This is a genomic window from Phaeobacter sp. BS52, from assembly GCF_045040595.1.
Classification (GTDB): domain Bacteria; phylum Pseudomonadota; class Alphaproteobacteria; order Rhodobacterales; family Rhodobacteraceae; genus Phaeobacter; species Phaeobacter piscinae.
This window is the reverse complement of record NZ_CP090662.1, coordinates 2666531-2688792: the sequence shown is the minus strand read 5'-3', so window position 1 is coordinate 2688792 and position 22262 is coordinate 2666531. Positions and strand designations below refer to the sequence as shown.

Sequence of the window (22262 nt, the reverse complement as noted above, 5' to 3'; positions counted from 1 at the left end):
CCGGATCAGGCGGCGCCGGTCTGGGTGACCGCCTCATGCGTGAGTGGCGCCGCCTCCGCCGGGAGATAGGCGTGAATGCGTTCGTGGATCAGCGCCTTGCGTAGGGGTTTGGTCAGGTAGTGATCCAGCCCGGCTGCGAGAATGCCATCGGAATCACCGGCCATCGCATGGGCGGTCAGCGCGATGATCGGGACATAGGTGCCGGTGCCGTGTTCCAGCGCACGGATTTTCTGGGTTGCTTCCTTGCCATCCATCATCGGCATGGAGATATCCATGAAGATCAGATCCGGCTGGAACGACTGATAAGCCTCCACCGCCTCTATCCCGTTGCTGACAAATTGCAGGTCTATGTTCAGATCCTTCACCATCTTGCGGAAGACAAGCTGGTTGGTGCGATTGTCCTCTGCGGCCAGTACCCGCATGAGCCGCTGGGTGGGGCGCGTGCTGACGGCGGCGAGAGGAGGGGGCGCAGTTGGAGCAGGCTGGGGTGGAGCGGGATTTGTTGCGACGCTGCTCAGCTCTGGTGGCGTCCCCATGGTTTCAGGAGCGGCGGAGGTACCGGTCGCCGATCCGCCGCTGGGCAGATCGACCAGCCTCTGGAACAGCTCATCCCGCTGGATTGGTTTCAGAAGCACGCTGTCCGTCACCGATTGTACATCTGAGTTGCTGGATGCAGTGGGATCGCTGCTGAGCATCAGGATCGGCACCTGCGCAAAAGGTCCGGAGCGCAGTTTCTGTGCCAGTTCGATACCATTCTGATCTGGCAGTTGTTCGTCGCAGACCACCAGATCAACGTCGTCTGGCATACCGGCAATCGCAGCGGCGCCGTTGTCGAATACGGTGACCTCCAGCCCCAGCATGGCCAATTGTTTGCTGAGCACATCGCGCATCACCGATTGCGAATCGATGACGGCGATCTGACACAGCCCCTTGGGCAGGGCGGGAATACTGGTGGAGGCGCCTTCCGCCAGCGGCAGTTCCATGCGGAAGCCGAAGCAGGATCCCTTGCCCTCCTGGCTTTCGACCCAGATTTCACCGTCCATCAGCTCAATCAGGCGTTTGGAGATCGCGAGGCCAAGGCCGGTGCCCTCAAACTGGCGATTGCGCTCATCCTCGACCTGATTGAACTCGCCAAAGATGTCTTGAACTTTCTCCTCCGGGATGCCGATGCCGGTGTCTTCAATCGTGACGTGGATTGAGGAGACTTTGTCATCCGCGTTGGAGATGCCGGTGATTTGCAGCGCGACATGCCCCTCGGCGGTGAATTTCACCGCGTTGCCAACGAGATTGGTAAGGACCTGGCGAATGCGTCCGGGATCCCCGACAAAGCTGGTCGGCAGGAACAGGTCATAATCCAGCAGCAGTGTCAGCCCCTTGTCCCGCGCGGTGGGCTGCAACAGCATCAGCACCTCATGGACACTGCGTTCCAGATCGAAGGGTTCGGGGTGCAGCTGCAGTTTCTGCGCTTCGATTTTGGAATAGTCGAGCACGTCATTGATGATGACCAGCAGCGCCTCTCCGGAATTCTTGATCGTGTTGGCGTAGAGCTGCTGTTCCTCGCTCAGGTTGGTGTCGCTGAGCAGCTCCGCCATGCCGACAACCCCGTTCATCGGGGTGCGAATCTCGTGGGACATATTGGCAAGGAAGGCGGATTTTGCCCGATTTGCAGCCTCGGCCCGTTCTCGGGCGGCCTGCAACTCTTCCTCATATTGAACGGTGGAGGTGATATCGAGCGCAAGGCTGACCATATCGCCACCGTGGCCACGTTGATCCAGGAGCCGCAGGTAGCGATCATCCCACATCCGCACGACCACCGGTTCCGGGGAGGGGGACAACCAGCGTTCCGACATCTGCGCGCGCCAGTGATCCGGGTCCTGTTCGCCGGTGTTGACCAGCCCCTCATCGGTGAGGATCTGCAGGATCCGCACGTAGGAGACGCCCGGCGTGACCTCCTCCAGACCGTCGAACAGATCGAGATAGGCGGTATTGGCGCCAATCAGTTTGCTGTCTGAATCGAAAAAGGCAAATCCGTCCTGAAAGGCCTGGATCGAATGCCAGAGGCGCTGCTCGGCGCGCTCAACCTTCTCGTTGGCGGTGGAGAGATCCGATTTCACCTTGGCGTTTTCGTCGCGGACGGTGGCCACCTCGGCCTGGGTGACGCCGATTTGGCGGGTCAGGGCCAGCGCATGGCGCCCGAGTTTGCGGTTGGCTGCCGAAAGCTCCGCCTGCTTCAGTTCGAGCAGGCGCTCCGCCGCGAGACGCGCGCGTCGTTCTTCCGTCAATTTGTCAGCAAGGTTCATCCCTGCAAACTCCACTTAAAAACCAACACGACTGACCTGCCCCAGTTTAGAGGAGCAGAGATTAAATTGAGATTAGCCCATCTGTTACGTTGCGATACCTTGCTATGGCGTTAACCCCGTGCCAGCCTCTGGGCAGGTTTGGAGGGTTCCATGGTGCGTGTGTTCATTTCACTTATTGTACTTTTGTGCGGTTGGCTTGTTCAACCTTTAGTTGTTTTTGCTGATTCAATTTTTCCGGAAAATCGGTATGTCATTCAGCGAGATACCGATCATTTCGGGGCTGACCTTGGGCCACTGTTTGAAACCGATATGCGCAGCTGTGCGCGGGCCTGTTCGGCGCAACCGGACTGTGCCGGTTTTGCGTTCAACAGCCGCTCCAACGCCTGTTTTCCCAAATCCGCGATGGATCAGCCGTCTCCCTATGAGGGTGCGTTTTCGGCACTCAAACTGACCAGTAACCGCGCACAGAGGCAGGCGGCAGATGCGCGCGCCGCTGCCTTGCAGGGGCTGCAGGAAGATGATCTGGCGCAGGCGGCAAAACAGGCCCAGAACCTCGGATTACGCTTTCCCACCGGGGGCGCCAGCGTTGATGACCTGGTTGCGGCGGCACAGAGCGCGTCGCCCGCGACAGGCTTGCGTTGGATCGCGGAAGCGGTGGTGCTGAGTGACCGGAGCGATCTGTGGCTGGACTATGCCCGGCGGCTGATGCGTCAGGAGGCGCAAGGATCGGCGCAGCGGCGCGCCCATGAGGCGGCCCTTTCGGCGGCGCTCAACAGTTATCTGCGTGGCCCGGATGAAGCCGCTGAGGCGCAGGCTCTGGCCACTGCGGCCAAGGCATTGGAACAGCTGGGGCGCGGGCGTGCTGCGCTGGCAGTTCTGCGGCTGGCGGCAGAGCGGGACAACAGCCCGAAACTGGCGGCCCGTCTGGACGACGCAATTGCCAAATATGGATTTCGGGTCACCGGAAGCCGGGTAGAAAGCGACAGCGCATCGCCCCGTATATGTGTCGAATTTTCCGAAGATTTGGCACCAAGCGGGGTCGCATACGATGATTTCATCAAGCTGGCGGATCCGCGTCTGGTAGCTGAGTCGGCAGGGCGGGAGCTTTGCGTGGATGGGGTTGATCACGGCGCCCGCTACCGGCTGACGCTGCGCCGGGGGCTGCCTGCGGGCAGCGGTGAGACATTGGCCAAGGATGTGACGCTGACCCACTACGTGCGGGATCGCGGGCCGAGTGTCCGCTTCTCCGGTCGGTCATACGTATTGCCCAAGGGCGATCAGGTGGCGGTGCCGGTGGAGACGGTGAATGCCACCACGCTGGAGCTGCGCCTGCGCCGTGTCAGTGACCGCAACCTGCTGCGCAGTCTGCAGGAGGACTACTTTGCCCGACCGCTGTCGCAATGGCAGGAGGAACAGTTCGCCAGCGATATCGCCGAGGAGATCTGGAGCGGCACCGCCGAGGTTTCGCAGACATTGAACCAAACGGTGACCACGCGATTGCCGCTGGATCAGGCGCTGGCGGATCAACCGGTGGGGATCTACGCGCTGAGTGCGCAGCTGCCCGGCGCCGATCCTTATGAGAGCCCGGCCGCGACCCAGTGGTTTGTGCTGACCGATCTGGGGCTAAGCACGATGCTGGGCAGTGACGGGTTGCATGTGCAGGTGCAGGGGCTTTCCGATGCCGCGCCGCGTGCTGGTGTGCGGGTAGAGCTGATCTCCAACGCCAACGCCGTGTTGGGAACTGCGGTGAGTGATGCCGAGGGCTATGCGCAATTTGATGCGGGTCTGACCCGTGGACAGGGCGCGTCTGCTCCGGCTGTCTTGATGGCGCAAACGGGCGCGGCAGGTGAGGCTACCGCTGATTTTGCCTTTCTTTCGCTGCGGGATGCCGCCTTTGACCTGTCGGATCGGGGCGTTGAGGGGCGCGTGGCGCCAGGGCCGGTTGATGTGTTTTTGACCACGGATCGCGGCGCCTATCGCGCCGGAGAGGTGATCCATGCCACAGCCCTTGCCCGTGATGCGACGGCGCAGGCGATCGCGGGCCTGCCGTTGATCGCGGTTCTGACCCGCCCCGATGGGGTCGAATATGCCCGGCTGATTTCGGATCAGGGGGTGGCTGGGGGGCATGTCTTTGCGTTGCCGGTGGGCGAGACCGCGCCGCGTGGCACCTGGCGATTGTCGATCCTGTCCGATCCCAAGGCACCGGCGCTGGCGAGCCGACAGATTTTGGTTGAGGATTTTCTGCCTGAGCGCATTGATTTCACCCAGACTCTGACAGCCGCGAACGGGCAGGCGTTGCGCCCCGGTACCAGCAGCCCCTTGCGGATTGAGGCGCGGTATCTGTTTGGTGCGCCGGGCCGGGATCTCAGTATCGACGGCGAGGTCACGCTGCGCCCGGCGGATCAGGTGGCGGGCTGGGACGGCTACCGCTTTGGCCGCTACGACGATGTGGTATCCCCACAAAGCCGCCATTTCGGCGGCGCGCGCACGGACGCGGAGGGGATCGGGACACTTTCGGTGGCACTCCCCGAGATTGAGGCGCTGGGGCAGCCGCTTGTCGCGGAGGTGACCACCCGTCTGAGTGATGGCAGCGCACGCCCGGTTGAACGGCAGCTGAGTGTCCCCTTGCAGCCGGACGGCCCGGTGATTGGCATCAAACCGCTGTTTGAGGATGTTGTCGCAGAGGGCGATGCGGCGCGGTTTTCCATTGTCGCGCTGGCTCCGGATGGCAGCCCGCAGGATATGTCGGTGACGTGGACGCTGAACCGGGTGGAAACGCGCTACCAGTGGTACCAGCTTTACGGCAACTGGAACTGGGAGCCCACGACCCGCCGAAGCCGTGTTGCAACCGGCGTGGCGCAGGTGAATGCCACCACGCCACTGGTGCTGGACCAGCGTGTCGATTGGGGCAGATATGAGTTGGTGGTAGAGCATCAGGGCGTGCCTTATGTCGCGGCGTCCAGCGATTTCTATGCAGGCTGGTACGTCCCGGACGACGGGGCGGATACGCCCGACCAGCTGGAGGTGTCCTTGGATCGTGACAGCTATGAGCCGGGGGATACCGCCCGCCTGCGCGTGGTGAGCCGTGCGGCCGGAACCGCGTTGGTGTCGGTGATGTCGAACCGGTTGATCAGCCGCCAGATGGTCGAGGTGCCTGTGGGGGAAACCGTGGTCCCGCTGAATGTTACCGCTGATTGGGGCAGTGGCGCCTATGTCTCTGCCATGGTGGTACAGCCGCTGATTGGCAAGGCAGATCAAAACCCGACCCGGGCGCTGGGGCTGGCGCATGCAACGGTCATCCGGCCGGGGCAGGAATTGCAGGTCGCGCTAGACCTGCCCGAGGTGGCCCGGCCACGCAGGACCGAGCTGGCCAAGGTTGAGGTGCGCGGTGCCGCCCCCGGTCAAGAGGTCTGGCTGACACTGGCGGCGGTTGATCTGGGGATCCTCAATCTGACCGGATTTCAGAGCCCGGACCCATCGGCGCATTACTATGGCCAGAGGCGGCTGGGGATGGAGCTGCGCGATTTATACGGACGGTTGATTGAGACTGGCACCGGAGCGCTTGGCCGGGTGCGTTCGGGCGGGGATGCGGGCGCGGGGATGCGGTTGCAGTCACCACCGCCGACGCAGGATCTGATGGCCGTGTTTTCCGGCCCGGTAAAGCTTGACGCGGAGGGGCACGCCGAGGTGCCGATCGCGCTGCCGCCCTTTAACGGGACGGTGCGTGTGATGGCGGTGGCCTGGTCGCAAAGCGCGGTGGGGCAGGCTGCCGAAGACATGCTGGTCCGGGATCCGATTGTGGTCAGTGCATCGGCACCGCGGTTCCTGGCGCCGGGCGATAGCAGTCGGGTGCAGATCGAGGTCACCCATGCGGATGGCCCTGCTGGTCGGCTGGAGCTTGCGGCCCGCACCCTTGGAGCGGGGCTGGAAATCGGGGCGCTGCCTCAATCGCTTGACCTGGCGCCGGGCGGCAGCGAGACCGTGATCCTGCCCGTTGCGGCGCTGTCCGTTGGCGACCCGGAGATAGAGCTGACGCTGACCACGGCTGAGGGGGAAACCCTGATCCAGACCCTGCGCCTGCCGGTGCGGGCCAATGATCCAGCGGTTGCGACCACCCGCCGTTTCCAGTTGGCGGCGGGGAACAGTTTCCTATTCTCCTCTGACGTCTTTACCGGATTGCGACCAGAGGGCGCGCGGGCGGTGATGTCTGCGGGACCATTGGCGCGATTTGATGTGCCGGGGCTGCTCAACGGGTTGGATCTCTACCCCTATGGATGCACCGAACAGGTGACCTCGCGCGCATTGCCGCTGTTGTATCTGTCATCGGTGGCGGAGGCAGCGGGGCTGGGGAATGCGCCTGAGATCACCGCAAAGATCGACGGCGCCATCCGGCAGGTGCTGGCGCGACAGGCCAGCAACGGTGGCTTTGGTCTGTGGCGCGCCGAAAGTGGTGATTTCTGGCTGGATGCCTATGCCAGCGATTTTCTGAGCCGTGCGCGGGCGCAGGGCTATCAGGTGGCCGACACACGGTTTCGTCAGGCGCTGGACAATCTGCGCAACCGGGTCAACTACGCGCCCGATTTTGACACGGGCGGCGAAGATATCGCCTATGCGCTGCTGGTACTGGCCCGCGAGGGTGAGGCGGCAATGGGGGATCTGCGCTACTATGCGGATGTGAAGGCGGGCGATTTCGCCACGCCGCTGGCAGTGGCGCAGGTGGGGGCGGCTCTGGCGAGCTATGGCGACCAGCGACGGGCAGATCAGATGTTTGCCCGTGCCGCTGCGATGCTGCAAGGCGCTGATCCCGATCCGGCACTATGGCGGGCCGACTATGGCAGCTTGCGTCGTGATCAGGCTGGGGTTCTGGCCCTTGCCAGTGAGGTCGGGTCCGACGCTGTGGATCGTCGTGCGCTGAGTGCGGGGTTGGTCGGGGATGGTCGGGGGCTCTCCACACAGGAAAGCGCCTGGACGCTTATAGCGGCCCATGCGCTGATTGGTGGGGATGGCGGATCCGGGCTGTTGGTCAATGGGCAAACGGTGAGTGGACCCATTGTTGAGGTGCTGAAGGGGGATCAGGATCGGGATCCGCTGGCGCTGACCGCTGCCTCCGGCAAGGATGTGGACATCACGCTGACCACGCTGGGTGTGCCGCTGGTTGCGGCCCCTGCGGGAGGGACCGGATACAGTATCGAACGCAGGTACTATTCGATGGAAGGTGAGGCGTTGACGCCGGATCAGTTCACCGTTGGTGACCGGTTTGTCACGGTGCTGCGGGTGGTTCCGTTTGAGCCGGTTGGCGCGCGATTGATGATCAATGATCCGCTGCCTGCGGGGCTGGAGATCGACAACCCGAGCCTGCTGCGGTCCGGTGATGTGCGCGGTCTCGACTGGCTCACGCTGAGCGAGGCCCGCCATGCCGAGTTCCGTGCGGATCGGTTTCTAGCGGCGATCGACCTGCGGCGTGGGCGCGATGGCGAGGCGGGCTCGCCCGTGACGCTGGCCTATGTGGCGCGCGCGGTAACGCCGGGTCTGTTCCATCATCCGGCGGCCTCGGTTGAGGATATGTACCGGCCTGCCTATCGCGCCCGCACCGCGACGGGCCGCGTCCAGGTCCGGTGATCCGCCCGTTGGCTCCAGCCTGGCGTCGTTTCCGGCGATGGCGTTGGATCACTGCGGCGTTGATTGGCCTATGTGCGGTCGCGGTGATCGGCGGTGTCGCCTTTGATGATTGGGTCGAGAAGACGCCGATGCCCGCGACGCTGGCGGAGACCGCGACAGAGGTTCGCGACCGCAACGGGCAATTGCTGCGGGCCTATCCGGTGGCGGATGGGATCTGGCGCATGGCTGTGACGGTGGATCAGGTCGACGCGGGCTATCGCGCGATGTTGCTGCGCTATGAGGACAAGCGATTCTATGACCACAGCGGTGTCGATGCGCTGGCGTTGTTGCGGGCGGCGGCACAGGCGTTGTGGCGGGGGCGGGTGGTCTCAGGCGGGTCAACGCTGAGCATGCAGGTGGCGCGGCTGTTGGAGGATGGCAGTACCGGGCGCTGGGCGGGCAAGCTGCGGCAGATCCGGCTGGCGCTGGCGTTGGAACGCCGCCTCAGCAAGGCGCAGATTTTAGAGCTGTATCTGATCCACGCGCCGTTTGGAGGCAATCTCGAAGGGGTGCGGGCGGCGAGCTATGCCTGGTTCGGCAAGGAGCCGTCGCGGTTGACCCCGGCAGAGGCTGCGCTGCTAGTGGCGTTGCCGCAGGCCCCTGAGGCGCGCCGCCCGGATCGCGCGCCGGAAAAGGCACGGTTGGCCCGCGACCGGGTGTTGCAGCGGATGCGTAATGCCGGGGTGCTGACGGCTGACGCAGCAGAGGCCGCAGCGAGGGCGCCGATGCCACGGCGCATGCGGGGTTTTCCGCAGCTGGCGCCACATCTGGCGGATGATCTGGTGGCAGAGACACCGGAGCAGGCGCGGATTGATCTGACGCTTGAGGCAGGACTGCAGCAGCGTCTGGCGCAGCTTCTGGCGCAGAGTGTGGCGCGGCAGGATGCGAGGCTCTCGGCGGCGGTGCTGGTGGCGGACCACCAAAGTGGCGAGATCCTCGCCTCTGTCGGATCGTCGGGGTACCGCGATGATCTGCGGCAGGGGTTTGTTGATATGACACGCGCCCCACGGTCCCCCGGATCGACGCTGAAACCGCTGGTCTACGGTCTTGCCTTCGATCAGGGGCTGGCCCATCCGGAGACACTGATCCACGATGGTCCGATTGATATTGATGGCTATGCACCGCAGAATTTCGATGGCCGCTTTCGGGGGGATCTGCGAATCCGGCGGGCGCTGCAGCTGTCGCTGAACACACCGGTGATACAGCTGATGCAGGCACTGGGCCCGGCGCGGCTGATGGCGGCGTTGCGGCGGGGCGGCGCGCACCCCCGGCTGCCCGGCGGCAAGCCAGGGCTGGCGGTTGCGCTCGGTGGGGTTGGCGTGTCGCTGCGGGATCTGGTGCAGGTCTACGCGGGGCTGGCGGCTGGTGGGCAAGGCCCCCGGCTAAGGGCGCGTCTGGATGCCCCTTACGAGCGGATGCCGCGTCTGATGAGCAAGGTTTCTGCCTGGCAGATCGGCGATATTCTACGCGGTGTGCCGCCTCCCGCAGGGGCGCCTGCGGGTATGGTGGCCTATAAGACCGGGACATCCTACGGGCACCGCGATACTTGGGCAATCGGATGGGATGGCCGCTATGTGGTGGGTGTCTGGCTGGGGCGGGCGGATGGCACGCCGGTGCCGGGAGCTTTTGGTGCGGAACTGGCGGCGCCCCTGCTGTTTGAGGCCTTTGGGCTGATTGGTCGCGGGTTTACACCTTTTCCAGCGGCGCCTGCCTCGACCCTGCGCGTTGCGACGGCGGAGTTGCCGCTGCCACTGCAGCGCTTTGACAGGGGGGGTGTTGGTGGCCCACCCGGCGCGCGGCTGCAGCTGGCCTTTCCTCCGAATGGGGCGGCTCTGCTGCTGGCGGAGGGCGGGCAGATGACCCTGCGGATCAAGGGCGGCGAGGCGCCGTTTCTGGTGCTGGCCAATCAGGCGCCTGTGGTGACCGGTGCCCGCCGTCGCAGCATCGATTTGCCTGGACTGGACCGCGGGTTTTCAACGCTGGTTGTTGTCGACCGTAACGGCCGGTCGGATCAGGTGCGGGTGCGCATCACCCGCCCGGACGAGTAATTCTCAGCGCACTGTCAGGCCCCGGAATGTGGGATCAGCGCCGACCCTCGCGCAGCCAGCCTGCGATGATCGCAGCGCTGGCCATCAGCAGAACCAGCCAGGCGGGCAGCAGCGGTGTCTGCCTGACCGAAATGGTACGATAGGCGTCGCGTGGCGTCAGACCGATCCAGCCGCGCCCTGCTGCAACACGTCCGGCGCGTATATTGCGCAGGCTGGGTATACCGTCGTGCAACGCCCGCACACCGCCGCGTTTCTGCGCTACGGCGGCGGCCATGACCTCTCCGGTGGCGATGGTCTGTTCGAATTCGCGCGGGGCCGCAGGGCCGAGGCCGATCACGGTGGATTGCTTCCCTTCTTCCAGCCGGTAGAGGCCGGGTTCCGGCCCCTCATAGCGGCCTTCCCACCGACCGGGGGCGGTCTGTGCCAGCGCGACCGTGGCGGTGCTGCCATCCGGAGTGGTGATGGTGACCTCGCCGACATCCGCGTCGAGACTGCGGCGCTGGATACGCATGCGCTGGCCGGTGGCCTCGGCGGAGAGGACATCCTCCTCCAGCTCTGGCTCTTTCATCATCCAATGGGCCAGACGGCGCAGCAATTCCAGCTGCGGGCCGCCGCCCTCATATCCCCGGCTCCAGAGCCAGGCATGATCGGAGGCCAAGAGCGCTACCCGCCCTTCCTCAACACGGTTCAGCACAAGCAGGGGGCGGGCGTCGACGCCGCTCATCAAAACATGGCCTTCGGGCACGTCGACTTCGATCTGGCGCAGCCAGCGGCCCCAATCAGCCGCGCCGGTCAGGTCAGCGGTGACAGGATGGCGCTGGCCGAGATCGGTGATCTCGGGCCGGTAGGCCCGCTCCAAGATCCGCGCCGAAGGGCTGGCGGGCAGGATACTGGAGAGCGGCGAGCGATAGATACTATCGGCGCTGGCAAAATCCGGCCCGGCGGCGACAAGAACAGCGCCCCCACGCTGCACGTAGTCGGCCACATTGTCGAGGTAGATCGCGGGCAGAATGCCACGGCGCTTATAACGGTCAAAGATGATCAGATCGAAGTCGTTGATCTTCTCCAAAAACAACTCCCGCGTGGGGAAGGCGATCAGCGACAGTTCATCCACCGGCACGCCATCCTGTTTTTCCGGCGGGCGCAGAATGGTGAAATGCACAAGATCCACGGCGCTGTCGGATTTCAGCAGATTGCGCCAGGTGCGCCCGCCGGGATGCGGCTCACCCGAGACCAGCAACACACGCAGGCGGTCGCGGACGCCATTGATCTGGACCAGCGCGGCATTGTTGCGATCCGTCAGCTCGCCCTCGGCGGTGGGGACGGTGAATTGGATCACGTTGCGCCCCCCATGAGGCAGCGTCAGCGGCAGGTCGAAATCGACGCCAACCGGAAGGTTGAAGCGCTGAGGCTCGGCGCCGCCGATGGAAATTGCCAGTTCCGCCAGTGCGCCCGCTGGCGGGGCGTCGCCCTGATCCTCGATCCTGAGGGTCAGGGTCACCGGTTCGCCGATGATGGCAAAACTCGGGGCATTTTTCACGATCAGCCGCCGGTCCCAATCACCGGGGCGGCCGGTCAGCAGCAGATGCAGCGGGGCCGGCGAGGGCCGGAGTTTGTGCAAGGTCATGGATCTGACCATCGCTGAGCGCAATGATCCCGGCGACCCGTCCACGTGGCACATTGGCCAGCGCCTCTGCCAGCGCGCCCATCAGGAGGGTGCCGCTGTTGTCGCTGCGCCCTTCGCGGGCGGGCACGTTGTTGATCGGGATCCGACGGACCTCGGTATTGGTCCGCTGGGCGAGGGCGGCTTCCAGCGCGGTCACGGCGGCGCTGGTCTGCTCGCGGCGGTCGGAAAGGGACTGGCTGGCGGTTTTGTCCTCCAGCACCAGCACGATGTCATTGAGCGGGGCGCGGTCCTCAATCTGGTAAACCGGACCGCTGAGGGCGCCAATCAGGACGAGGGCAGCAAGAGCACGCAGGGGCCATCCGGCCAAGCGTTTCCAGACCGCGAGACTGAGTACTGCCGTGGAAAGGGCTGCCAGCAGCCAGATCACCGGCCAGGGGACCAGCGGGTCGAAGAGGATGGTCTGCGTCATTTATCCAGCCTCATATCATTGCCCCAACCGATCAAGCAGAGCCGGGACATGCACCTGATCGGATTTGTAATTCCCGGTCAGCACATGCATCACCAGATTGACACCAAAACGGTAAGCCAGTTCGCGCTGACGCTCGCCCGCGTAGCCGCGCCCAACCGGCAGCAGGGGGCGGCCGTTGTCGTCCACGGCCCAGGCGGCGGCCCAATCGTTGCCGCCGATCACAACCGGTGTCACACCGTCATTGAGGTTGCGAAATGGGATGCCCTCGACCTGTTGCGCGTCAGCGGGCGCGGCTTCGACCCAGACGGCGCCGCGGCTGTGACGTCCGGGAAAATCCTGCAGCAGATAGAATGCGCGCGTTAGCACATGGTCGGCGGGCAGTGGCTCCAGCGGTGGTACATCCAGCCGCAGGGCGAGCTGTTGCAGGCGGCGCCCGGCGGGGCTGCTGGCGCCGGCGCGGGTCAGATCGGCATCGCGGGTGTCAAAGAGGATCATCCCACCGGTGCGCAGATAGGTGTTGAGCCGGTCATAGGCCGCACCTGAGGGCATCGCCTGATTGGCGGTCACCGGCCAGTAGAGCAGCGGATAGAAGGCCAGCTCGTCGCGCTCCAGATCAACAGCGGCGGGGGGTGCGGGCTCGACCGAGGTGCGGAAGCGCAGCGTGTTTGACAGCCCCCGCAGACCGTCGCGGGCCAGCTGATCGACCTGCGGATTGCCGGTCAGTACATGGGCCAATGTCAGCTCGGCTGCCCGCTCTGCCGCCACGGCATCGGCTGCGGGATCAGATGGGGGGAGGGGGTTACCTCCTCAATCGCAGTGGCGTTGCCCTGGGCGTGGCTGCGCATGTCGTGACCGGGGGCGATGACCCAGACAGAGGTGGCCAACAGCAGCAGCGAGGTCAGGTTGCGGATGGTGTTCGCGGAGGTCCGGGGCTGGCGCGACAGAAGCCCGGAGAGCAACAGCGCCGCAATCACATCGACGGCCAGCAGGATGAGGGCGAGGCTGATCAGAAGGCCACCCAGCGGGCGCTCGGGGGAGGCTCCATAGCCGTTGACAGGGACGCCGAGCGGCCACTGCGTCGGGGTCAGCTGATCCTCAGCGCGCATCACGTTGCGTGCGATCCGCCGATCGCCGTTTTGATAGAGCCCCGGTTGCAGCTCAGGTCCGGCAGGGGCGGCGATCAGGTCCGGCCCGGTCACACCGGGGAGGGCATCAGCATCGGAGAGCGCGCCAAAACCGTCCAGCACCTGAAGCGGCGCCCATGTGGTGCCGTCCAGATCGACGGCCTCCGCCGGTTTGGAGCCGGAGGAAATCGCCAGCCGCTCCATCATTTGCACAAACAGGCCGGAGAGCGGCAGGCTGCTCCATTCCGCATTGGCGGTCACGTGAAACAATACGATCTGGCCATTGCCCAGCGGCTTGCGGGTGACCAGCGGTGTGCCGTCGGAAAGCTCCGCAATCACCCGCTCCGCCAGTGAGGGGTCGGGTTGGGCGACCACTTGCGAGCTGACGGTGACGTCAGGGGGAATGTTCAGTCCGAAAAAGGGAGAGTCTTCGGCAAAGGGGGCGAGGGTTTTTGGCTCCCCCCAACTCATGGCGCCGCCGATGCTGCGGCCCCCAATCCGCAGGCGCACGGGCAGCAGCGGTTCCTCATCGGTGCGGGCGGTATCGCTTGCAGCCAGTCGCGGACCGGCGAACCGCAGCAGCAGCCCGCCGTCAGCGGCCCAATCCACCACTGCCGCCTCCTGATCGGGGGGCAGACGGGCGGTGTCGGCAAGGACAATCACGTCAGGATTGGCAGGCAGGAGATCGCTTAGCCCGCCCTCCAGCAGGTCAGCGGTCGGTGCCAGCGCCTGGCGCAGATAGTGCAGAGGCGAGAGGAGGGCGAGCCCTTCGTTGCCGCTTTGGGCTGAGATCAGTGCCACTTCGCGGCGGCGCAGCCCGTCATCGGCGAGCGATACGGCCCCGGCGCTGCTTTGGCCCTGCAGCTCAAACAGGCGGATGCGCGCGCGCAGCTCTGCCGAGCAGAGACAGGCGGGCGGTGGCTTCGCTGCCGTCGGCGGAGGTGCTGTCCGGGTCGGCAAAATCCACGGTCACCGAGCCGAGGGTGCGCATGGTGCCGCCCGGGTCTGGCCCCTTGGCAAGGACAGTCACGGTTTGATCCGCACCTGCGCCAAGGGCTGTTGTTACAGCCCCGTCACCTGAGGTGGCCTGCGGGCCGCGGCGAGCGACGGTGATTTCCATTGCACCATCCACATAGACAACCGGGCGCAGCGCCAGCCGGGGGGTGGCATGTTCATAAACGGTCAGCCTGCCGCGTTGGCGCAGCGCCGCCAGCAGATCGTCGCGACCAGCATATTCCAATCCGTCGCTGAACCAGAGGCTGTCAAACCCACCCTCAATTGCATCTATCTGGGTCCGGGCGCGGTCCAGTTGCTCTGGCGTGGGCTGCCAGGCTTGCGGGGGCTCACCGATGATCTGACGACGCCAGCTTGCCGCGCTTTGGAACTGAGGCGTCTGAGGTGCGGTCAGCCGCAGCACGGCGACCGGGCGATCCGCGCGTCCGGCCTCAGCCAAAAGATGGTCGATTTCCTCTCGGGTGCGGTCCCAGTCCGGGGCGCCAGCCCAGCTGCCATCCAACACCACCAGCAACGGGCCGCGCCCGGTCGGGGTTGTGGTGGGGTTGAGAACCGGCCCGGCCAGTCCGACGATGGCGGCCGCCACCGCCAGCAGTCGCAGCAGCAACAGCCACCATGGGGTGCGATCCGACAGGCTGTCGTCATCGCGCAACCCCAAAAGCAGGGTGACCGCCGGAAACAGGCGTTTGCGCGGGGCGGGGGGCACCGCCCGCAACAGCAGCCACAACAGCGGCAGCGCCAGAAGCGCCAGCAGCAGCCAGGGGGCCGTAAAGCCGATGCCGGCAATGGTCGTCATGAGCCGCTTCTTTCCATGGCGTGAAACAGCCACATCAGGGCAACCTGCGCGCTATCGCCTGTGTGATGCGTGCCCAGACGCCAGCCTGCCGCGCGGCACAGGTGATCCAGCGCGTCGCGTCGTTCGGCAAGCCGATCAAGATAGCGCTGTTTGAGGGCGCCAGCCTTCAGCGTTTCATGGCGCAGCCCGCCGCCGACGCTTTCGAAAATGGTGCGCCCGTCGAAGGGAAATTCCTCCTCCGCCGGGTCAAGCACCTGCATCAATACGCCATGGACCCCGCGGTCTGCGGCCTTGGCCAGTGCCTGTTCCAGCGGTGCGAAGGGGCCCAGAAAATCGGAGAGAAACAGCACCCGCGCGTGTGGCAACATGGCGCGATCTTCGGGTGGGGTATAGTCGCCGTCGTCATCTAGGCTGAGTGCGTCGGCCAACCGCAGGATCTGGGCATTGCCGCGTCGGGGCGGCAGGCGGCCACCGGTGAGACCGACACGTTCCCCCGCTCTTAGCATCATCACAGAGGCGGCCAGCCCGAGCAGTCGGGCGCGGTCAATTTTCTGCGGCAACGCCGGGGTGGAGGCAAAGCGCATGGACGCCCCCTGATCGACCCAGAGGTGCACCGTCTGGGCGATCTGCCATTCTCGTTCACGTACGAACTGCTGATCCCCCTTGGCGGACCGGCGGTGATCAATCATGCGGCGGCTGTCCCCGGCCTGCACCGGGCGGTATTGCCAGAAATCATCGCCCATGCCGGCACGACGGCGGCCATGTTCGCCCAAAAGCACGGACCCGGCCAATTGCTGCGCCCGAACCAGAAGCGGCGGGAAGCGACTGGCCGCACTTTCTGCGCGGTGGCGCAGATCCGCTGCGGAGCCTTGGCCGCTGCCAGCGGGTCCGTCTGGCTGAGGGGCGCGCGCCTGTGTCACGCGGCGACGCCTGGTCGTGCCAGGGTCTCGGCTGTGGTGGTGATCAAATCAGTCAGGCTTTCGCCACGGGCGCGGGCGGCGAAGTTCAGCGCCATCCGGTGGCTGAGCACGGGCTGCGCCATATCCAGCACATCATCCGCATTGGGGGCGAGGCGCCCCTGCAGCAGCGCGCAGGCCCGCACCGCCAGCATCAGCGCCTGTGCCGCCCTTGGCCCCGGGCCCCAGGCAACGGTCTGCTGCACCCGTTCAGAGGCGGCGGGATCCTCCGGGCGGAAGGCGCGGACGAGATCCAGAATCATCTCCACAACGCTGTCCCCCACAGGCATCCGGCGCAGCAGGGTCTGTGCCGCCATCAGATCATCGGCCGTGAAGACCTGATGCGCGCTGCCCTCTTCAACCCCGGTGGTGGCCAGAAGAATGTCGCGTTCGGTCTGGCGGGTCGGATAGGGGACATCAATCTGAAACAGAAAGCGGTCCAGCTGCGCCTCTGGCAGAGGATAGGTGCCTTCCTGCTCAATCGGGTTCTGCGTGGCCAGCACGTGAAAGGGGGTGCCAAGGGGACGGTCGGCACCAGCCACGGTCACCATCCGTTCCTGCATTGCCTGCAGCAGCGCAGATTGTGTGCGGGGACTGGCGCGGTTGATTTCATCCGCCATCAGCAATTGGCAAAAGACCGGCCCCGGCACAAAGCGAAAGGCGCGGCTGCCGTCCTTGGCGGTGTCCAGCACCTCGGAGCCCAGAATATCGGCGGGCATCAGATCCGGGGTGAACTGCACCCGGTTTCCTGCAAGCCCCATGACCGTAGACAGGGTTTCCACCAGCCGGGTCTTGCCCAGTCCGGGCAGACCGATCAGCAGCCCGTGGCCACCGCACAGCAGCGTGCTCAGCGTCAGATCGACCACACGCTCCTGACCGATAAAGCGCCGGGTGATAGAGGACCTGGCCTGTGTCAGCTTGTCTTCAAGCGCTTCAATCTCGGCCAGCAGATCGTCGGGTTCGGACATGACTTTCCCTTCACGGCGAATATATAGTGATACTGTATCGCGTTGACAGAAAATGGCAAAAGCAATGAGCGGACAAAATCCCGTGACTTCCGGCAGCAACACCCCCGAAACAGGATCAGAACCCCCCAGCGCCGAGGGGCTGGCGGCTGCGGCCAAGACGGCGAGCAAAGGCGGTCTGCCGCCTGTGCATCTGTGGAATCCGCCGTTTTGCGGGGATCTGGACATGCGGATTGCCCGTGATGGCACCTGGTTCTACCTCGGCACGCCAATCGGGCGGTTTGAACTGGTGAAGCTGTTTTCCTCCATTCTGAAGCTGGAAGACGGCAAGTATTTCCTTGTTACGCCTGTCGAAAAGGTTGGCATCACGGTGGAGGATGCTCCCTTTGTCGCGGTCGATTTCGAGGTGGACGGCACGGATGAGGCGCAGGTGCTGCGTTTTGAAACCCATGTTGGCGACAGGGTTGAGGCCGGGCCTGCGCATAAAATCCGCGTGGTGCGGGACGAAGAGACAGGTGAGCCAGCACCCTATGTGATGGTGCGGGCTGGTCTGGAGGCGCTGATTGATCGCAAGAGCTTTTACCGGCTTGTGGAGCTTGGGTGTCACCGGGATGGATGGTTTGGTCTGTGGTCGGGTGGTGCGTTCTTTGGCATCATCCCATCGGATGAGCTGTCGGACGACTGATCCTGACCCACATCGTAGCGTCGTCGGCAGAGGGCTGCCGGTCGTGCGGTGATGCGGCGGGAAGCCGCTGATCCAGTTGAGTGTATTGTAAAATTAGCGAAAATTCTTGTGAAAACCTGCTCAAAATCGGTGGAGATCTGAGGCAGATTGAGGCGGTGTGATCCTGGATGGGTCAATGGTGAACTTGGCGGGGGCTGAGCGGAGCCATTGAGATGAGACCGTCCGGCACATGTCTATTTGGCCGCCAATCGGGGGTGGCTCCAAAGGAGGTTTTCCAATGCCGAAATTTGCGGCCAATATTTCATTGCTGTTTGCGGAATTGCCCTATCTGGATCGGTTTCCTGCAGCCGCGCGGGCCGGGTTTGAAGCGGTGGAAATCCTGTTTCCCTATGAGTTGGCTGCGAAAGAAACTCAGCGGGCCTTGTTGGCCAACGGGCTGGAGCTGCTGCTGATCAACGCACCGCCCCCGAACTATACTGGTGGGATGCCGGGCTATGCGGCGTTGCCGATGGGGGCGGATCGGTTTCAACGCGATATCCGGCGGGTGCTGCGCTATGCGGAGGTGCTGCGACCCGGTATGATCCACATCATGGCCGGTTATGCCAAAGGCGATGTGGCCAAAGACACGCTGATCCGCAATCTGCAATGGGCCGCTGATTATGCGCCGGGACAGCAATTCACCATTGAACCGCTGAACAGCGGTGATCAGCCGGGGTATTTTCTGGATGACTACAATCTCGCGGTTGAGGTGCTGGAGGCCGTGGACCGCAAGAACGTTGGCCTGCAATATGATGCCTATCACGCGCAGCTCATCCATGGGGATGCGGTCAAGGTCTGGGAGGCCTTTGGCGACCGCGCAACCCATGTTCAGATCGGCGCCGCGCCCGGGCGATGTGAGCCAGGAACCGGACCGGTGGATTTCGAACAGCTCTTCGCGGCAATTGACGAAAGCGGCTATGAAGGCTGGGTCAGTGCCGAATACACCCCAAGTACCAAACGGACAGAAGACAGTCTGGCCTGGATGGGCTGACGGAGGACGCATCCGGGTACGCCAGTCACTGTCAGGATGGAAAGGCTGCGGCCAAAGGTCCGGTTGCGGTGTCATAACATATTCGCGAATTGAAATGTGACTGACCGCAGGGCATAAGGCGGTATTCGATCCAAGACTGGAGACCATCATGTTCCCTGCGCGATTCGCCCCTGTCCTGTTTGGACTGATCCTGTCTGGCGTTATGTCCTGCATCGTCACAGGTGTTGCCACGCTGAAGGCGGTTGGCCTGAGCGCAGAGGCGCCGGGGCTCTGGATGTCGGCCTGGAGTTTCGGCTGGCCGGTGGCCTTCGTCGTTGTGCTGGGGGTGGCACCTGCGGTGCGCCGATTGGTGGCCTGGATGGTGAAGCCGTCGGCAGAAACAGCCAGCCCAGCAGGACCTCCCAGCGTAAAAGACTAGCACCGCAGTCCATGGGGCGCGCTCCTCCCGCCCGTCATCTCAGCATCAAAGATGACGGTCTTCCCGTTGGGCCAGGCGCCATGCCGGGGCATGGCGCGTTGCGGCCCCGGCCGATGGCTGGCCTTGCCCGGTTAGGCCTGGATCACGCCGCTGCCGCCCCGATCAAAAGGAGCGGAAGCCAGCCATGTCGGTGCGATGGGGCAGGCCGCTTAGTGGGCTTCTGCCCAGTTCTGGCCCCTGCCGACATCCACCACCAGTTTCACGTCTAGATGAACCGCCGGGTCTGCCGCTGTTTCCATCACGCGACGGGCGGTTTCGATGGTATCTTCCACGGCGGCTTCTGGCACCTCGAACAGCAGTTCGTCGTGCACCTGCAGCAGCATCCGTGCAGGCAAGTGAGCGATGGCAGCAGGCATCCGGATCATCGCGCGGCGGATCACATCGGCTGCGGTGCCCTGGATCGGCGCATTGATTGCGGCGCGTTTGGCAAAGCCGGCGCGCGGTCCCTTGGCGGAGATCTCCGGCGTGTGGATCTTGCGCCCGAACAGGGTTTGCACATGACCGTGCTCCTTGGCGAAGGCAACCGTCTCATCCATATAGCGGCGAATGCCGGGGAACCGCTCAAAATAGCGGTCGATGAAGCCCTGCGCCTCGGCCCGGGGAATGCGCAGATTGCGCGCCAGACCAAAGCCGGAAATGCCATAAATTACGCCAAAGTTGATCGCCTTGGCCTGTCGGCGGATGTCCGGTGTCATCTCCTCCAGCGGGACGTTGAACATTTCTGATGCGGTCAGCGCATGAATGTCCTGCCCCTCGGCAAAGGCCTGTTTGAGGGTATCGATCCCGGCGACATGAGCGAGGATACGCAATTCAATCTGGCTGTAGTCCAGCGCCAGCAGCACATTGCCCTCCTCCGGAACAAAGGCCTCGCGGATGCGGCGTCCTTCCTCGGAGCGGATGGGGATATTCTGCAGGTTGGGATCGGTCGAGGCCAGACGCCCGGTGTTCGCCCCGGTCTGCACATAAGAGGTGTGAACGCGCCCGGTTTCGGCGTTGATATGATCCTGCAGCGCATCGGTATAGGTCGATTTCAGCTTGCTCAGCTGGCGCCAGTCCAAGACCAGACCCGGCAGGGCGTGTTCGGTGGCGAGATCCTCAAGAATATCCGCCCCGGTGGCATAGGCCCCGGTCTTGCCCTTCTTGCCCCCCTCCATGCCAAGCTTATCAAACAGAATCTCGCCCAGCTGTTTGGGGGACCCGACGTTGAAGCTTTGGTCGGCCAGCTCATGTATTTCGGCCTCCAGCCCAGCCATTTTCTGGGCAAAAGCGTTGGACATGCGCGACAGCGTATCGCGATCTACCTTGATACCCTCGCGCTCCATCCGGGCAAGCACGGGCACCAGCGGGCGTTCCAGCGTCTCGTAAACCGTGGTGACGCCCGCCTGATGCAGCTGTGGTTTGAACAGCTGCCACAAACGCAGGGTGATATCGGCGTCCTCAGCGGCATAGGCGACGGCATCGTCGATCGGCACGCGGTCAAAGGTGATTGCGGATTTGCCGGTGCCCAGCAGCGGTTTGATCGGGATCGGCGTGTGGTTCAGATAGCGTTCCGACAGCGTGTCCATGCCGTGCCCGTGCTGGCCTGCGTGCATCGCATAGGACATCAGCATCGTGTCATCGATTGGCGCCACATTGACGCCCCGGCGGGCAAAAATCTTGGCGTCATATTTCATATTCTGGCCAATCTTGAGGATACTGTCGTCCTCAAGCACGGGCTTTAGCAGATCAAGTGCGTCCTGCAGCGGCATCTGCCCGTCCGCCAGATCGTCCGAACCGAAGAGATCATCACTGCTGCCGGATTTATGGGTGAGCGGGATGTAGCAGGCGCGGCCCGGTTCCACGCAGAGCGAGATGCCCACAAGATCCACCACCATCTCGTCAAAACCAGTGGTTTCCGTGTCCACCGCCACCCAGCCGCGTTCGCGGATCTGGGTCACCCATTTTTTCAGCGTCTCGGCGTCACGGACGCATTCATAGCTGCCGCTGTCGAAGGGGATATCCGCCACGGTCGGCGCCTCGGCGGTGTCAGCGCTTTGCGCGGGGGCGTCCACAATAGCTGGCGCCTCTTTACCCAATTGATCGGCGACACGCTTGGACAGAGTGCGAAATTCCATCTCAGCCAGAAAGTCGAGCAGCTGGTTCGCATCTGGGTCGCGCACGCCCAGATCATCCAGTGTGAAATCCAGCTCCATATTGTTGTCCAGCTGGACGAGCTGCTTTGACAGTTCGATCTGCGCGCGGTTTTCGATCAGGGTTTGGCGGCGCTTGGGCTGTTTGATCTCCTCAGCGCGGTTCAGCAGGTCCTCCAGCGAACCGTATTCGTTGATCAGCAGAGCGGCTGTCTTGATCCCGATCCCTGGCGCACCGGGCACGTTGTCGACCGAGTCGTCGGCAAGCGACTGGACATCCACCACACGGTCCGGACCGACACCGAATTTCTCGAAGACACCATCGCTGTCGATGCGTTTGTTCTTCATCGCGTCCAGCATTTCGACCCCACCGCCGACCAGCTGCATCAGATCCTTGTCAGAGGAGATAATCGTCACCCGGCCGCCTGCATCGCGGGCCTGGCAGGCAAGCGTGGCGATAATATCGTCGGCCTCAAACCCTTCCTGTTCCTTGCAGGCAATGTTGAACGCCTCAGTGGCGGTGCGGGTCAGCGGAATCTGCGGGCGCAGATCCTCGGGCATGGCTTCGCGGTTGGCCTTGTATTGATCATAAAGATCATTGCGGAAGGTGTGCGATCCCTTGTCGAAAATCACCGCAACATGGGTTGGCGCGTCCGGGCCGGTGTTGCCCTCAACATAGCGGTGCAACATGTTGCAGAAGCCCGCCACAGCGCCGATGGGCAGCCCGTCGGATTTGCGGGTGAGGGGCGGCAACGCGTGATAGGCGCGAAAGATGAAGGCCGATCCGTCGATCAGATGCAGGTGGCAGCCGGTGCCAAAGGGGGTGGTTGTCATGGCCGATGCTCCGGTGTTTCGCGTTGTCCCCGTTATCGGTGATCGCGCGAGCGAGAGCAATTGCCGTTTCGTGTCCGTCGTGGCGCCGTCAAACGCGCAAGGCGCATTTCGCTGTCATGAGAGAGTGCCGCTGCTGATGATCCCGCTGC

At 63.9% G+C, this 22262-nt stretch carries 9 protein-coding genes and 2 pseudogenes; 5 read left to right on the top strand and 6 right to left on the bottom strand.

Annotated elements, in window-relative coordinates:
• Window positions 1-5: 5 nt before the first annotated feature.
• On the bottom strand, window positions 6-2300 hold the full coding sequence (locus tag L0Z65_RS12930; RefSeq protein WP_405108211.1) for a response regulator: 2295 nt from the start codon (window positions 2298-2300) through the stop codon (window positions 6-8).
• A gap of 309 nt (window positions 2301-2609) precedes the next feature.
• On the opposite strand from L0Z65_RS12930, the gene L0Z65_RS12925 reads away from it, so the two are divergent.
• On the top strand, window positions 2610-7919 hold the full coding sequence (locus L0Z65_RS12925) for an alpha-2-macroglobulin family protein (RefSeq protein ID WP_405108208.1): 5310 nt from the start codon (window positions 2610-2612) through the stop codon (window positions 7917-7919).
• Between the two features lie 59 nt (window positions 7920-7978).
• A complete protein-coding gene (pbpC, locus tag L0Z65_RS12920; RefSeq protein WP_405112552.1) occupies window positions 7979-10006 on the top strand; it encodes a penicillin-binding protein 1C in 2028 nt (675 codons plus the stop codon).
• A gap of 34 nt (window positions 10007-10040) precedes the next feature.
• Here pbpC and L0Z65_RS12915 read toward each other — a convergent pair.
• From L0Z65_RS12915 to L0Z65_RS12900, 4 genes and pseudogenes are all read right to left on the bottom strand, one after another.
• Window positions 10041-12102 (bottom strand): annotated as a pseudogene (locus L0Z65_RS12915) (hypothetical protein).
• Window positions 12103-12117: 15 nt separating this feature from the next.
• Window positions 12118-15036, bottom strand: a pseudogene (locus L0Z65_RS12910) (DUF4159 domain-containing protein).
• Window positions 15033-15956 carry a DUF58 domain-containing protein gene (locus tag L0Z65_RS12905; RefSeq protein WP_405108205.1) on the bottom strand — a complete coding sequence of 308 codons (924 nt, stop codon included), beginning with the start codon at window positions 15954-15956 and terminating at the stop codon, window positions 15033-15035. Before L0Z65_RS12905 ends, L0Z65_RS12910 begins: the two are co-directional and overlap by 4 nt.
• Window positions 15953-16960 carry an AAA family ATPase gene (locus tag L0Z65_RS12900; protein ID WP_405108202.1) on the bottom strand — a complete coding sequence of 336 codons (1008 nt, stop codon included), beginning with the start codon at window positions 16958-16960 and terminating at the stop codon, window positions 15953-15955. The genes L0Z65_RS12905 and L0Z65_RS12900 overlap by 4 nt, the downstream gene beginning before the upstream one ends.
• A 64-nt stretch (window positions 16961-17024) precedes the next feature.
• Here L0Z65_RS12900 and L0Z65_RS12895 point away from each other — a divergent pair, with 64 nt between their 5' ends.
• The 3 genes from L0Z65_RS12895 to L0Z65_RS12885 all read left to right on the top strand — a co-directional run bounded on the left by L0Z65_RS12895 (window position 17025) and on the right by L0Z65_RS12885 (window position 19090).
• A complete protein-coding gene (locus L0Z65_RS12895; protein WP_405108199.1) occupies window positions 17025-17642 on the top strand; it encodes a DUF1285 domain-containing protein in 618 nt (205 codons plus the stop codon).
• 277 nt (window positions 17643-17919) lie between these two features.
• Window positions 17920-18672, top strand: coding sequence for a hydroxypyruvate isomerase family protein (locus tag L0Z65_RS12890; protein WP_096870351.1), 753 nt, complete (start codon window positions 17920-17922; stop codon window positions 18670-18672).
• A gap of 148 nt (window positions 18673-18820) precedes the next feature.
• A complete protein-coding gene (locus L0Z65_RS12885) occupies window positions 18821-19090 on the top strand; it encodes a DUF2798 domain-containing protein (RefSeq protein ID WP_405108195.1) in 270 nt (89 codons plus the stop codon).
• A gap of 209 nt (window positions 19091-19299) precedes the next feature.
• Here L0Z65_RS12885 and polA read toward each other — a convergent pair whose 3' ends face one another.
• On the bottom strand, window positions 19300-22113 hold the full coding sequence (gene polA / locus L0Z65_RS12880; RefSeq protein ID WP_405108192.1) for a DNA polymerase I: 2814 nt from the start codon (window positions 22111-22113) through the stop codon (window positions 19300-19302).
• Window positions 22114-22262 lie beyond the last annotated feature (149 nt).

What these genes read in the sequence shown, in the direction of transcription:
- L0Z65_RS12930 (WP_405108211.1), bottom strand. Translation starts at nt 2,300, where the DNA reads ATGAACCTTGCTGACAAATTGACGGAAGAACGACGCGCGCGTCTCGCG.
- L0Z65_RS12895 (WP_405108199.1), top strand. Translation starts at nt 17,025, where the DNA reads ATGAGCGGACAAAATCCCGTGACTTCCGGCAGCAACACCCCCGAAACA.
- L0Z65_RS12900 (WP_405108202.1), bottom strand. Translation starts at nt 16,960, where the DNA reads ATGTCCGAACCCGACGATCTGCTGGCCGAGATTGAAGCGCTTGAAGAC.
- L0Z65_RS12885 (WP_405108195.1), top strand. Translation starts at nt 18,821, where the DNA reads ATGTTCCCTGCGCGATTCGCCCCTGTCCTGTTTGGACTGATCCTGTCT.
- L0Z65_RS12890 (WP_096870351.1), top strand. Translation starts at nt 17,920, where the DNA reads ATGCCGAAATTTGCGGCCAATATTTCATTGCTGTTTGCGGAATTGCCC.
- polA (WP_405108192.1), bottom strand. Translation starts at nt 22,113, where the DNA reads ATGACAACCACCCCCTTTGGCACCGGCTGCCACCTGCATCTGATCGAC.
- L0Z65_RS12925 (WP_405108208.1), top strand. Translation starts at nt 2,610, where the DNA reads ATGCGCAGCTGTGCGCGGGCCTGTTCGGCGCAACCGGACTGTGCCGGT.